At 41.6% G+C, this 14,169-nt stretch carries 13 protein-coding genes; 3 read left to right on the plus strand and 10 right to left on the minus strand.

Features of this window, described 5'->3' with window-relative positions:
- Window positions 1–9 precede the first annotated feature (9 nt).
- From LV85_RS06855 to LV85_RS06865, 3 genes are read right to left on the minus strand one after another with little or no spacing between them, the layout of a single operon-like run.
- Entirely contained in the window at window positions 10–2,442 is a 2,433-nt protein-coding gene (locus tag LV85_RS06855) for a ligase-associated DNA damage response DEXH box helicase (RefSeq protein WP_111317463.1), read from the minus strand.
- Window positions 2,439–4,031: an ATP-dependent DNA ligase gene (locus LV85_RS06860; RefSeq protein WP_111317464.1), complete on the minus strand. Its 1,593-nt coding sequence runs from the start codon at window positions 4,029–4,031 to the stop codon at window positions 2,439–2,441. The genes LV85_RS06855 and LV85_RS06860 overlap by 4 nt, the downstream gene beginning before the upstream one ends.
- 3 nt (window positions 4,032–4,034) lie before the next feature.
- Window positions 4,035–5,027 carry a ligase-associated DNA damage response exonuclease gene (locus LV85_RS06865; protein ID WP_211318386.1) on the minus strand — a complete coding sequence of 331 codons (993 nt, stop codon included), beginning with the start codon at window positions 5,025–5,027 and terminating at the stop codon, window positions 4,035–4,037.
- 173 nt (window positions 5,028–5,200) lie between these two features.
- On the opposite strand from LV85_RS06865, the gene LV85_RS06870 reads away from it, so the two are divergent.
- Window positions 5,201–5,707, plus strand: coding sequence for a DinB family protein (locus LV85_RS06870; RefSeq protein WP_111317466.1), 507 nt, complete (start codon window positions 5,201–5,203; stop codon window positions 5,705–5,707).
- Window positions 5,708–5,826: 119 nt separating this feature from the next.
- On the opposite strand, the gene LV85_RS06875 is transcribed toward LV85_RS06870, so the two are convergent.
- Window positions 5,827–6,105 carry a hypothetical protein gene (locus LV85_RS06875; RefSeq protein ID WP_111317467.1) on the minus strand — a complete coding sequence of 93 codons (279 nt, stop codon included), beginning with the start codon at window positions 6,103–6,105 and terminating at the stop codon, window positions 5,827–5,829.
- A gap of 260 nt (window positions 6,106–6,365) precedes the next feature.
- On the opposite strand from LV85_RS06875, the gene LV85_RS06880 reads away from it, so the two are divergent.
- Both LV85_RS06880 and LV85_RS06885 read left to right on the plus strand, forming a co-directional pair.
- The gene (locus tag LV85_RS06880; protein WP_111317468.1) at window positions 6,366–9,059 is read left to right on the plus strand and encodes a DUF7133 domain-containing protein; all 2,694 of its coding nucleotides are present in this window, start codon (window positions 6,366–6,368) and stop codon (window positions 9,057–9,059) included.
- 546 nt (window positions 9,060–9,605) lie between these two features.
- On the plus strand, window positions 9,606–10,220 hold the full coding sequence (locus LV85_RS06885) for a DUF4230 domain-containing protein (RefSeq protein WP_111317469.1): 615 nt from the start codon (window positions 9,606–9,608) through the stop codon (window positions 10,218–10,220).
- 24 nt (window positions 10,221–10,244) lie between these two features.
- Here LV85_RS06885 and LV85_RS06890 read toward each other — a convergent pair whose 3' ends face one another.
- The 6 genes from LV85_RS06890 to LV85_RS06910 form a co-directional block, all read right to left on the minus strand.
- Complete coding sequence (locus tag LV85_RS06890; protein WP_111317470.1) at window positions 10,245–10,646, minus strand: hypothetical protein; 402 nt, start codon at window positions 10,644–10,646, stop codon at window positions 10,245–10,247.
- A gap of 4 nt (window positions 10,647–10,650) precedes the next feature.
- On the minus strand, window positions 10,651–11,517 hold the full coding sequence (locus tag LV85_RS06895) for a hypothetical protein (RefSeq protein ID WP_146260441.1): 867 nt from the start codon (window positions 11,515–11,517) through the stop codon (window positions 10,651–10,653).
- A gap of 411 nt (window positions 11,518–11,928) precedes the next feature.
- The gene (locus LV85_RS06900; protein WP_111317873.1) at window positions 11,929–13,008 is read right to left on the minus strand and encodes a fatty acid desaturase family protein; all 1,080 of its coding nucleotides are present in this window, start codon (window positions 13,006–13,008) and stop codon (window positions 11,929–11,931) included.
- 132 nt (window positions 13,009–13,140) lie between these two features.
- Complete coding sequence (locus LV85_RS06905; RefSeq protein WP_111317472.1) at window positions 13,141–13,326, minus strand: general stress protein CsbD; 186 nt, start codon at window positions 13,324–13,326, stop codon at window positions 13,141–13,143.
- A gap of 69 nt (window positions 13,327–13,395) precedes the next feature.
- Window positions 13,396–13,569, minus strand: a complete 174-nt coding sequence (locus LV85_RS22050; protein ID WP_158531154.1) for a hypothetical protein — start codon at window positions 13,567–13,569, stop codon at window positions 13,396–13,398.
- A gap of 10 nt (window positions 13,570–13,579) precedes the next feature.
- Window positions 13,580–13,930, minus strand: a complete 351-nt coding sequence (locus LV85_RS06910) for a cupin domain-containing protein (RefSeq protein ID WP_111317473.1) — start codon at window positions 13,928–13,930, stop codon at window positions 13,580–13,582.
- Between the last annotated feature and the right edge of the window lie 239 nt (window positions 13,931–14,169).

Below are 14,169 nucleotides of genomic sequence, written 5' to 3' on the forward strand. Positions count from 1 at the left end.
TTGGAGCTCTCACTTCTCCAGCCTGTCTTTAAGTTTGCCCAAACGGGTTTGCCAATCTTCGTTGCTGTACCTTTCACGGAAGGACTCCGCGAAAATAGGAAAAGAAAAGGGAGTAAGCTTGTCAGGAAAAGTCAAATTAATGGCGTGAGTACTGATCCTCACAAAAGCTGCGTACATTCTAGCAGACTCCAACTGAAAATCCATCACTTCATCATAGGCTTGGCGAAGCAGCAGATTTTTAGGATCGTAATCCTCAAAAACAGAAAAGAACAAGGAGGAATTAGCTTGTAGATGTTTGGTCTTCATAGGCTTACCGGGATATCCCTGAAAAACTAGCCCGGCAATACTGGCGATATCTCTAAATCTCCGACGTGCCATCTCTGTGGTGTTAATTCCCAAGCGTATATCATTCATCAAATCCTCAGTGTTAAACAGGCCTATTTCCATCGCCTCCTCAACTGGAATGGGAGCATCGGACAACAACTCAAATCCGTATTCATTGGTGGCTATGCTAAAAGTGGCCGCCTTGATTTTGCTCAACCTGTAGGCAATCACCGCAGCCATACCCTCATGCACAAATTTTCCCTCAAAAGGATACACAAATAGGTGATATCCATACTTGGTCTGAATGCTTTCCATCAGCAAAGTGCCTTCTTCTGGGAGCGCAGAGAGTTCTTGTTGTTTGAGAAAAAGAGGTTTTAGAAAGTGTAGCTCGGGACTCTTGCGGGTGATAGGCTGATGAACCATATCCATGCTATGTCTCAGCGCCACACCAAGATCGGCCGAAAGTGGAAGCCTACCTCCCATCCAGGAAGGTATTGCTCCTTTTTTGCCAGTACTATTTTTCACGATGGCCTGCATCTCCCGTACTTTGATCAGTTCTAGATTTCTTCCGGAAAACCAAAAATTATCTCCTGGTTTGAGTCTGGAAATGAACCATTCCTCTATTGTCCCCAGGTACTTTCCACTCATAAATTTCACCTGCATCATGGCATCGCTCACGATGGTGCCGATGTTCAGCAAATGCCTGTGAGCTATCCTTCTGCTGGTCACTTTGAATATTCCTTCTTCCGCTACCACCTTATGAAATTCATCGTAAGCGCCTAAGGATCTTCCGCCCTTGGTGATCATCAAAATGCATTCGTTAAATTCTTCGGCAGTGATGGATGAAAAACAATGCGTACCCTTGATTTCATGGTAGGTTTCTTCGGCTTTGAATCCCTCAGAAATCGCCAAGGTGACTAGGTATTGGAGTAGCACATCAAAGGACCGGACATAAGGAATTCTTCTTTCCATCATGCCTTCCTTTACGGCATACTTCAGCGATGCTCCTTCCATTATTTCAAGTGAGTGCGTAGGCAAAAAGTAAATTTTACTCATGGCGCCTGGCTGGTGACCACTTCTACCTGCCCGCTGCAGAAAGCGCGCAATTCCTTTGGGTGATCCTATCTGCACTACAGTATCCACTGGCCGAAAATCCACCCCCAAATCTAAACTACTCGTACAGATCACAGCTTTCAAACTACCCTCATGTAAGGCAGCTTCTACCCAAGTTCGAATTTCATTACTCAATGAACCATGATGCAGTGCAATCGCCCCCGCCCAGTCCGGCATCAGTTCAAGGAGCTGTCTGTACCAGATTTCCGCCTGGGAGCGTGTATTTGTAAAAAGTAAAGTGGATTGGCTTTGCTCAATAATGGGAATTACTTTCTCTGCCATGTGAACGCCCAAATGTCCTGCCCAAGGAAAGCGCTCAATAAGCTCTGGAAGAAGAGTTTCTATTTGCAGCCTCTTTTTTATAGCTGCCTTGATCATTACTCCCCTATTTTCTGGTCCAAGAAGAATCTCTTTGGCTTCTTCCAGATTCCCTATAGTAGCCGAAATACCCCAAATCTTCAGTTTGGGGTTAATGGCTTTCAATCGACTCAAAGCTAATTCAATCAAAACTCCACGCTTGCTTCCCATCAGCTCGTGCCACTCATCCACTATCACAAATTCCAAGCCTGAGAAGTAGTCTATATATCCTTTGCTAGCCATCAGAATATGGACACTTTCTGGCGTAGTCAACAAGCCCTGTGGAGGCTTTTTCTTTTGATCCTTTCTGATTTTGGTAGAAGTATCTCCTGTCCTCAATCCTATCTCATAATCCAAAGCCAGATCATCGCTGACCAATTTAGTAGCTTGATAGATCTCGCTTGACAATGCTCTCAAGGGGGTGATCCAAAGCGCATGTAGCTTGCGGGGATCTTTACCCTTTTTGACTTTCCGCTGTATATAATAGTGATGCAGTACCCCAAACCAAATAGCCATGGTTTTTCCATAGCCCGTAGGAGCATTCAATAATCCGGACCGACCCTTGGCCATGGCCGACCAGGTTTTTTCCTGAAATGGATGGGCAATCCATCCCTGATTGGAAAACCAAACCTCACCAAAACTATTCATGAATTCTGCACATCAATTAATTGCAACAAATCACTTTTGGTGTTAGCTGCCTGTATAGATTTATCTTTTCTCCACCTGGAAATTCTGGGGAATCTCAGTGCTACCCCGGATTTATGCCTTGGACTTGCGTTGATTCCTTCAAAGGCTATTTCAAATACAAATTCGGGTTTCACACTTCTGACAGGACCAAATTTCTCCAAGGTATTTCTTTTGATCCAATTATCCAGAACATTGATTTCCTTGTCGGTAAGGCCGGAATAAGCCTTAGCAAAAGGCACTAATAGATCGCCGTCCCAGACGGCAAAAGTATAATCGGTGAATAGATTGGCTCGTCGACCATGTCCACTTTGGGCATAAAGAAGCACACCATCTACGGTCATGGGATCGGTTTTCCATTTCCACCAATTCCCTCGTCTCCTTCCTGTCTCGTAAGGACTAGTTTTTCTTTTGAGCATCAAACCCTCACACTGAAACTCACGGGCATTTTCTCTAAACTTCGAAACTTCCTCCCAGGAAGAAAAATCCATGGCTTCAGAAAGTAAGAGATTTTCGTCAGGGTGAGAAGCAAGTAACTGTTTGAGGAGATCTCTTCTTTCCTCCAGAGGCTTTTGTCTCAAATCCTCCCCTTGCCTTTCCAGCAAATCAAAGGCGACCATCACCAATGGTGCTTCTTTCAGATATTTAGGAGCAATATTCTTCCTGCCTATCCTGGTTTGCATCACTTGAAAAGGCAGTGGTTTCCCGTCTTTCCATGGAATGATCTCCCCATCTATCACCGTACCAGAGGGAAGAGTCTGCTGCAAACTTGTAAACTCAGGAAACTTATCTGTAAGGAGTTCCTCCCCTCTGCTCCACACAAAAATCTCCTTATTTCTCACGATTATCTGCCCACGAATTCCATCCAATTTCTTCTCTATGCACCAGTCTGTAATAGCTCCTAGATTGGCGGGTTGATCATCGAGTTGGTAGGCCAGAAAAAATGGATAAGGAAGATAAGATTTGTCCAGATGACTCTCGGTAGAAAACATGGATTCCATATTTTCCTCATAGGGATTCCATTTACCCATCAATTGGTGGGCAATGGCCGTAGGTTCCTGCTTCAGGTATTTTGCCAGTGCTTTGATGACCAATTGCCTGGACACACCCATTCGGAAATTTCCTGTAATCAACTTATTGAAAACAAAACGCTCCGCTGTATCCGAACTCATCCAATAGCCTATGATTAGCTTTTTCTTTTCCACTGATGGCAAATCAGATAATCGGACAAGAAGCTCCAAGGTCTCTTTTAAAGTCAGCTGATGTTCATTTTGCTGAGGTGGAAGCATCAAGGCAATAGCTTCGGCTAAGTCTCCTACTGTATAATAAGACTCCTCGAAAAGCCACAAAGGTAAATCCGCAAGCTCGGCTGTCCACTCTCTAAGCTCAGAAGTTTTTACTGGACGCTTAGGCTTATTGCCTATCAAAATGGAAACAGCGAATATCTTATCCTCCTCCTTAGCTTGAGCGAAATACTCTACCAAAGCCTGAATCTTCTGATTGGTTTTGGTGGTCTGATCTACTGCTGTGACGAGTTTTGTGAATTCTTTCATAGCTTAATCCATGTCATTAATTGCAGGTTCAAATTGAGTTTTTACCTCCACTGCATTTAAGTGATATCTCTCGCTTAGCCATTTGGCATAGGTCGCCTGATAGCCATGTGTTACGTAAATGTTTTCAGCTCCAGTAGCCAAAACTGCCTCATTTAGCTGATTCCAATCGCAGTGATCTGAGAGCACAAATCCTCGATCTACAGCAGAGCGGCGTCTGGCTCCTCTTAGCTGCATCCAACCGCTACAGACGGCTTTTCGCAAGAGGGGAAATTTACTACTCCAAGAAGTGGATAAGGCTGAATTGGGCGCGACGATCATTGCCCCTTTGATAGACTTCCTGTTCATATCCGGACTTACCCAGACCCCAGGAAAATTATATCCATGCTCGTTATAGGTATTATTTACATTGGCCACAGCTCCATGTAAAAAAATGTTTCCAATTCCCTGATCCAGATGATGTAAAATAGACTGGGATTTACCTAAGGAATAAGCAATAAGCATTGAATTATAACCCTCAGAAGCATTTTCCTGCCACCAATTGTTGATACTACCATACACAGACTCTGCAGTTGGAAACCTGTAAATAGGCAGTCCAAAGGTAGACTCTGTGATGAAGTGGTGGCATTTCACAGCTTCAAAAGGACTGCTTAGGCCATCTGGCATCAGCTTGTAGTCTCCAGACACCACCCAAATCTCCCCCTTGTATTCAAGGCGTATCTGTGCAGAACCTAGGATATGACCAGCTGGATGTAGGCTGATAGTAACCCCATTTTTATTAAGAGTCTGATTATACTCCAAACTCTGTGTACTGATGTCCTTTCCTAACCTCAGCCGGAGAATAGGCTCTGTCTCCTTATGACAGAGGTAATGCTTCATTCCACTACGTGCATGATCACTGTGCCCATGGGTGATTATTGCAAACTTGACAGGCTTCCAGGGGTCAATGTAAACATCAGCCTGTTTACAGTAAATTCCTTTATCGGTGAATGTCAGCATAGTTTCAGTTTGCATTTGTGCCTAATGTAGGAGGGAATGACAACATTTGTACCGAGAGGAATGTTTGGAGGACAGGTAAGACTGCAGTAGTCATATTTTCTAACTGAAAGGTTAAATCATTGGCACCTAGCAAGAGGCTGGGTATTTATTGCATTTTCACCTAACTTAAATTCATGAATAAAAAACCTGAAGTTTGGCTCCGAGGGGCTATTCCCGGATACTCATTAGAATTACAACCTGTGGTTCATGCCATTTTGCAGGCTCAGGAAGATATCCATGTGCTAATAAAGGATTTCCCTGAAAAGTTGCTTTGGGAAAAACCAGCAGGAATGGCTAGCCCAGCATTTCACCTGCAGCATATTGCTGGCGTGCTGGACCGAATGGTAACATACGCCAAAGGTGAAAAATTAAATGAGAGTCAATTTGACTATCTGAGAAAGGAAGGAATAGAAAATGTAACTTTATCAGTTGAGGATCTGCTACAACTTATAGATAAACAAGTCTCTGAATTTCTGATTTTTGTATCCAAAACTGACCCTTCTATCCTATGTGATTTCCGGGGAGTTGGCAGAGCTCAGTTGCCATCCACCCTGGGAGGATTAGTATTTCATGCTGCCGAACATACCCAGCGACACTTCGGTCAATTATTGGTTACCGTAAAAGTTTTACAAAATAGTTAATAGCATCGCTATCGTGTAATCTTACGACTGAAGACATTTATATCTAAGACCAAAAAAAGTCCCCGCTTTAGGCAGGGACTTACTCAGTCTGAGTTTATATGGCTTGTTAATTAGCTAGCTCAATCGGCTGCATCTTGCAAGGCCTTGATATTATTATCTGTATAAAATTTATCTCTGTATTCCTGAAACTCTTCTTCCAATGCTGTCACTAAGCTTAGATTTGCATCTACGTTTGACCACATATCAGGCAGCTTCTTTTCCAGCAAACTCACGCCTAGATTGATATTGTCGGCCTCTATCTTGGATATTTTTTTCAAAACTGAAGTTTGGCTGTTCTTCAAATCATCAAATTCTCTCAGGATTTTATCCATCATTTCTAATTTCTCTAACTTATCCATGGTTTGATATTTTAAGGTTATAGCAAAACGCTAAGTACAAGATAATGAATAATTTCCATGCCTAATAAATGCCTTTTACCTGACTTTGTGAAAACTAGCAGAAGCTAAAACATAATTCATGGAGTTTTTTCCCTGCCCTGCAAGGCGGACAATTACCTCATATTTATTTTTTCGGTATGCCCATTCCCCCAATAATCCTATAATTTGCGAGCTATTCTGTAAACGAATGCTTTTGATAATAAACCTATTCTTTTCCTCAAATGCGAATCACAAATAAACTCTTACTTTCCTGTGGCGTCTCACTGGCTATTCTCTCCAGTTGCAGCCCTGAAAAATCACCCTTTGACGTTTCTCCTAATGATTCATTAGATCCCAAACGAGCGGAAGCGCCCTACCCTGTCATAACTGTTCCTGAGGACGCTGATATGGAGTCACCTATATGGAAAGGTATTGACCTGAGCCCTCAGCCTCCGGTAATGCCTGTTTCAGCCAATGAGCAATTGAAATCTTTTGTGCTACAGCCAGGCTATAAACTCACTCCTATCCTTTCTGAACCTCAGATCCGGGAGCCTGCCGCTATTCAGTTTGACGGTAACGGTAGAATGTACGTGCTGGAACTCCGAACCTACATGCAGGATATCGATGCCAACGGCGAATTGATGCCTACTTCTAGAATTTCCAGATGGGAAGACACAGATAACGATGGGGTCTATGAAACGAGCGTGATCTTCTTAGATAGCCTGGTTTTTCCTCGTTATGTGGTTCCTTTTGGGAAAAACACCATTTTGTCCATGGAGTCCAATGAGGACAATGTCTATAAATACACCGACACGGATGGTGATGGCAAAGCTGACAAAAAGGAGCTTTTTGCATCTGGATTAGGAAGATCTGGAAACGTGGAGCATCAGACCAGCTTCCTGACTTGGACGATGGACAACTGGATGTATAGCACCTATAACTCTCGAAGAATCCGTTGGACGCCAGATGGAGTAATACAGGAGCCAGCCGGTAACCCATGGGGACAATGGGGAGTAACTCAAGATAATTACGGTCAGACTTGGTTTCAAGATGGAGCCGGAGGAGTACCTCAAGGTTTCCAGTTCCCGCTTGTTTATGGCAATTTCGGTGTAAGAGGTCAGTACAAAGATGGTTTTAGAGAGCCTTTCAGCTTAGTAGGATTGGAAGATTTCCAACCTGGAATGCGTGAAGCAAAACCTGACGGTTCGCTCAACAATGTGACTGGAGCAGCTGGAAATGATGTATTCCGAGGAGACAGATTACCAGAGGAACTTCAAAACAAATATTTCTATGGTGAGCCTGTTGCGAGAATTGTTCGCCAAGTAAATACAGAAAAATTAGAAGGACTCTCCTATATCCAAAACCCATACAGAGAAGCTCAGTCTGAGTTTATCCAATCTACTGATCCACTTTTCCGACCAGTTGATATGGCTACCGCTCCAGATGGTACCATGTATATCGTGGATATGTATCGCGGCATTATTCAGCAGGGAAACTGGACTCAGGAAGGAAGTTACCTGCGGACTAAAATTCAGCAGTATCAAATGGATGATATCGCAGGTAATGGCCGAATATGGAGATTGACTTATGAGGGAATGGAGCGAAATACCGAAAAGCCAAGAATGTATGAGGAGACTCCAGCAGAGCTTGTAAGGCATCTGAGCAATCCAAATGGCTGGTGGAGAGATCAGGCGCAGCAATTGATCATCCTGAGCCAAGACAAATCAGTCGTGAAGGACTTGGAAAATCTAGTGAATACTTCAGATTATGAACTGGCTCGTATTCATGCGCTATGGACGCTGGAGGGTTTAAATTCCCTGTCGGTGGATATGGTCAGAACGCTGATGAAAGACACTAGTCCTAAGATCCGTGCCCAAGCACTAAGAGCAAGTGAAACACTTTACAAATATGGAGAAAAAAGCTTAGCAGAGGATTACCGTACAATGGCCACAGATGCTGATATAGAGGTGGCTTTACAAGCCTTACTGAGTGGCTATATTTTGAATATTGATCAGGTAGAAGATTTTATAAAAACCTCCATTAATGAAAATTCTGCTAAGAGTATTCAGCTCATTGGTTCTCAACTCTTGGACAAATTAGCGGAGCAAAAGAAATTGGCAGAAACGCAATTTGAACCTCAGCAACAAGCTCTTTTCAACCAAGGAAAAAGCATTTTTGACAGTTACTGCGCGACTTGTCATGGGGTAAAAGGATTGGGTACTCCTACTGGCGGTGGAGAATTGATTGCTCCAGCTTTCTCAGGCTCAGCAAGACTGATGGGACATCCAGAATATGCTGTAAAAACCCTACTACATGGATTAACGGGTGCATTGGAAGGCACAGAGTACGAAGGATTGATGATTGCCATGGATGGCAATGACGATGAGTATATTGCTTCTGTAGTTTCCTATATCCGAAATGATTTCGGGAATTCGGGGAGTTTTGTGAGCCCAGAGTTTGTAGCTGAGTTGAGAAAAGAAACAGCCGACAGAGATGGGACTTACGACTTTGACGAGCTGATCGGAGAAATCCCAAAAGCACTTACACTTCAGGATAACTGGAAAATCACGGCGAGCAGCACCGCACTGCAGGGAGTTGGCTCGACAAAAGATCCTTCCTATGCTTTTAGCTACAAAGGTTGGAAGACAGATGGAGCTCAGGAAGCAGGCATGTGGTTTCAGGTAGAACTTCCAAAGGACAAAAACTTAGCTGAATTGCAGTTTAATGCAGGAGGCAAAGAATTTCCAAAAAAATATAAAGTTTCACTTTCTTCAGATGGTAAAGCTTGGACTGAAGTTGCTTCTGCTGAAGGAGTTTCAGGCATGAACACGGTCCATTGGAAAGCCGAGGAATCGGTACGATTCCTGAGAATTGAGTCTTTAGAAAATGGTGACGAACCATGGGCGATGAAGCAGTTGATGCTATTTGCCAGGTAATTTGATTTAGTTATTTATAGATCTGAATTGGTTTGATAGTAAGCGATGGGGTTTTCCCATCGCTTTTTTTATGGCAAATCAGGGCTGAGATTTCATATTGGGATTTGAAGTCTTTTCAGGAGGATGTCTGCCTTTCGTAGATAGGGAAATGAACTTATTATTTTCTTCGAAAGCTATTGCGATAATTGAAATTGATTCTGTGTCCTTTTATAGAAATCAGCTCCGTAGGAGCGAAATTATTATTTAGCCATGGGTTTTAACCCATGGGAAATTGAAACAAAATACAAACCCCCTCCCGCCCAAAACCATCTTTGAAAACCTGATGCCTATGCGGGAGGATCAAACTAAAGCCCCATGAGTCATCGGCGCACAAATATCATTTGTATAGTTTTCACTTTTATCTATTCCTTCTTTTGCCATGCAACAACGATATATAAACCCATAAAAATTAGCTTATCACTTTTGACTCCAATTTAAAATCTAAAACACGATATCCTTTCTGATCATTTCACGTAATTTTAACCCAAACCCACGGCATACATTTTCATGAACAGATTTGTAATCGGATTTATAGCAGCATTACTGGTTATTGGTGGCATCTGGTTGTTTACAGATAGCAGAGCCAAGGAAGCGGAACTCCAAGCAAATTCGGCTATGATCCAGCAGCAGATTCAGCAGGTGGGAAAGTTAATCGTGACGGAAGCCTATTATTCTCAGGTTTTTACTTACAAAAACTCTCAGAAGCTATTTCTAAATCTAGTTTCAGCAGATAAAAAAGCGTTGATCGTAGCCAAAGCCAAGGCTACCGTCGAATATGATCTCAGGCAGATGGAGACAAAAATAGATGCGGATAACAAGACTGTCACGATCCTGAACATTCCTGATCCAGTGATCAATGTTTATCCTGAATTTGAATACTATGATGTGACTCAGGACTTTTTGAATCAGTTTGAAGGCAAAGATTATAATAAGATCAAAACCAGCATTACGGATCAGTTTCGCAAGAAAATCGATGAATCAGATCTCAAGAATGACGCGCAGGACCGCTTAATGTCTGAGCTGTTGAATATTTTTATTCTTACCAAATCCATGGGTTGGACCTTAGTCTACAATGAGCTGGTAATTGAAAATGAGGAGCAGATGAACAATCTGAAAAAATAAATATTCTCCTAAGAAAACACCAGCCTAAGCCAGCGGGTTTTTCCAGGTATTAACCACATCTTTGATCGAGTTGCCTATCCCCTGCGTGTCTCTATTAGTGATCGCAACTCCCAATATCAATAAGGCAGCTGCAATATTAAGCCCTTTTTGAATATTATGCAGCGTCTTGATAGTCCCCGAAATATCTGTTGCAATTTCATTGATTTTAGCCAGAGATTCAGACACCTCGTCCATAATCAATGTCGTGGAGTAAGCCAAAATATCCTCTCCCTGTTGGAGTAGCATATTCTGAGTATCACTCAGTTCCTTATTGTCATCCAAGCTCAGTCTATCCCAGTTTTCATACCTAAAGTCTCCGATAGCCATACCCAAATAATAAAAATTGTCAGACAGCTGCATTGCTTGTTCGGAAGTCAGATTTGCCATAATATCAGTCGTTAAGTTTATTGAATTCGGAGATCAAGGTCTTCACATTACTGGAATGTACTTTTAATAAATCTTGAAGACTTTTGACAGAAAGCTTATTTCTGTTTTCGTACAGAACTTGATGCCCCTCTGCTATTTCAGCCAGACTTTCTCCAAACAGCTCAAGCTCCATTTCCTTACGCTGAATGGCTTCCAAAGCCTGATAATAGTCTGTAGCAGCTTTTCCCTTTTCATAGTCCGAGTTGAGCGTTTGGTTCATTTTCATATCCATATAATAGGCATACAATCGCTCCCGCTTAAATCTCAATTCTCCTTTCAGATTGCTGCTGATGATGATCTCAAACTTCTCTAACAGGACTTGAATAGGCTCATTTGCCTCTTCGATATACTGCGCCAATTTCTTCCGTCTATACGAATCTGTGGTAGCTCGAAGTAAGGTATTGGAAAGGCTGGAAAATGCAGAAGCAAGTCGCTCGTCAATTTTCAGAGGGCCAAATTCCTCAGCGGTCATCGCATTCACTAGCGCATCGCTGCTGTAATTGGTGAGTTCATTTTGTGATAAGAGCCCCAAACCTTCAAAATATCCTTCGATCGTAGCATAAAAAACCTGCGTTACGCTATCTGCTTCTATGTAAAGTTCGCAGGAGCATTCTTGTGCTCGCTTGATTTCATATTTCCGTATCGCCTCATCGGTGCATCTATCTAGGCAATGCTGTAAAAACGAATAATCTATCTGCTCAAAATTCTTAATACTGACAATCGAAGTAGCAGAATAATCTGCTACCGATTTCAGGTTGACACAACTACTTAGCACTAGCGGAAAAGATATAAGAACCAGCACTAGACTTTTCCCAAAAAGATAATTTCTCATAGCAATTACTTTAAAAACAGCTGACTGGATCAACTTCACCATGTTTGTAAAAAGTCACATGGTCTTTAACATCAATAAGATAGTGAGAAAAATTTGAGGTTTTAAACAATACGATATTTCAATCGGAAGTTTTCCTGTCTGTCAAAAGCCCAAAGTAGATGTAGTAAAAACAATGATCAGACATGAAACGTCCAGTCGATCTAATCTAAGTCCATCCAAAATTTAAAAGTATGTTAGAAATACGGATTTCTTTAATCTCTATGAAAAATAAATACTACAATAAAATCAACTCTAGCAATACGACACAGTTCACAAAAAACCCACGAATACATCCAGACGAATGAAGCTCTTAATCACTTGAAATCTCAAATGATTAAGAGCTTTATCCTTACCAATTTGCTATGCCTATACTTAGGCTCTACCCAGTTGACGTAGCATTTTGACATGGTCTCCAAGTGCTTTCAGAAATGTAGTTTTAACTAAATATGGAATTTCAAATTCCTTAGCTGTTTCTGCCACTATCTTGGATAGTTTTCGATAATGCACATGACAGATATTAGGAAACAGATGGTGTTCTACCTGAAAATTCAAACCTCCTATGAGCCAGGAAAAGATTCTACTTTTAGGAGCATAATTACTGGTAGTCGCCAACTGATGGGCAGCCCATTGATTGGTGATCAGCCCTTTTTCATCAGGTTCTGGGAAGGTCGTTTCGGACATGATATGAGCAGTCTGGAAAACCAAACTAATGCAGATACCTGTCACAAAATGCATATTTAGAAATGCTAAAATGATAATCCATGCTGGTAGTGGCACCATAATCAAGGGTAATACTAAGGCGTAGGAATAATACAGAATCTTCCAGCTACTGATTTTCAGTAGTTCTTTTTTGTACTCGCCAGCTTTATTAAAAAAACCCATGTTGTGGTATCTGGTGACACGCACAAAATCCTTTGAAGTAATCCATGAAATGGTAGATAAGCCATAGAAAAACCAGACATAGAGGTATTGAAACCTATGAATCCAATAGCGCTTTGCGTTTGGAGAGAAACGTAGGAAAAATGGCGCATTTATATCATCATCTCCATGGTCTATATTAGTATAAGTATGGTGAAGCACATTGTGTTGAATTCTCCACACACTGGCATTCGCTCCAATAAGGTTCATGCTATACCCGAGGTATTTATTGACAGTAGGGTTTTTGGAATAGGACCCATGAATGGCATCATGCATCACTCCCATTCCTACTCCTGCCATTCCCAAGCCACTACTGATATACAGCACAAATAATAGCCAAGTACTGGTTACCAAGCCAGAACTGATAAAGGCCAAAGGAATAAAGAAAACAGAAAGCATCACGATGGTTTTTAACACCATATTGCTATTGCCATACCTGTTTTTCTTAGTTTTTTTAAAGTATTCATTGACCCTCGCATGCAAGGTTTTAGAAAATTCAGCACTACCTGATTTATCGAATTTTATGTTTTTCATAAACATTATGGGTTAGACTCTTCCACTCCTATCCATTTAGCCCGAACCATGAATTAGTCAGTCTATCGATTACGAGACCTGATACCTAATTCGAGTTTAAGAATAGCTGCTTCTAAGCGAGTTTTTTAAATTTCAGTAAGTCTGAAGCTCTGCGAAAATCAATTCCAGTTCCGCTCTGGTCTTTTTTAGTTTGAGAGAAAGTGTGTCCAGCATTTTTTCACGCTGTCCCGCTTTGAATTCAAAATCCAAATCACGCAAAATAGTGAACCTCTGTTTGAGCATAACTTTCTGCTCTCTCCAACTTCTGATGATATTCATTTCTTGTATTTATTTAGGGTGATTTTAGAAATCAATTACTACTACTGAGGAAGGAATTTTGGCAACAGATCAATGCACTATTTCTCTCTCAAAGAGCGCCAATTCCTTTCTTTCCGGATGTCCGTCGAACATGCAGTAGTAGATATTCGCATAATGTTTCCTGACGATCAACTTGATCGTAGGGGCTACTTTTGAATAGACAGTTTCACCTACTCGGAATATCCTTTCCTTGGATTCTTTCATAGTTTTCCAATTAAATACTAATGTCCTCGTATCCACTTTTAATGATGGTTGATAGCATTTTAAATCGCTTATTCGCTCTAATCCAGTGTTTCACATGAGCAGGTATGATAATCGCCTGACCCGTTTCTACTGTGTTTGACTTCTCGTCAATACTTATAAATGCCTCTCCATCTATAATTTGAATCAGGTGGTCATAGGGAGAATATTTAGTCTGCTGAGTTTCCCCCATATCAAATGAAGAAATGGATACTGTTCCAGTGTTCTGTCTCAAAATCGATCGGGTTACCACAGATCTCGACAAATACTCTACAGAGTTCACCAAATCATGTGTAATAGATTTTTCAAAATCGGTATTATCCATAGCGTGTTCTTAAAAGGGTGATTCTAGTTCTGAACTGTTAATCGTGCGCAATACCTATTCGATGCTAGTTGCCTGGGGCCGCTTAAGTATGCTACAAGTGATAATTGCCCATTCATGAGTAACATCGCTCTTGAACAATTTGCAAGCCTTAGCTTGACGGAAGAAGGCTGATCGAACTGGGCTCAAAGTTCGAGTTTACCAAGTCCTAAAATGCATTTCAAAACCAAACTGACAGGAAA

It is taken from the genome of Algoriphagus chordae (genome assembly GCF_003254055.1).
Classification (GTDB): domain Bacteria; phylum Bacteroidota; class Bacteroidia; order Cytophagales; family Cyclobacteriaceae; genus Algoriphagus; species Algoriphagus chordae.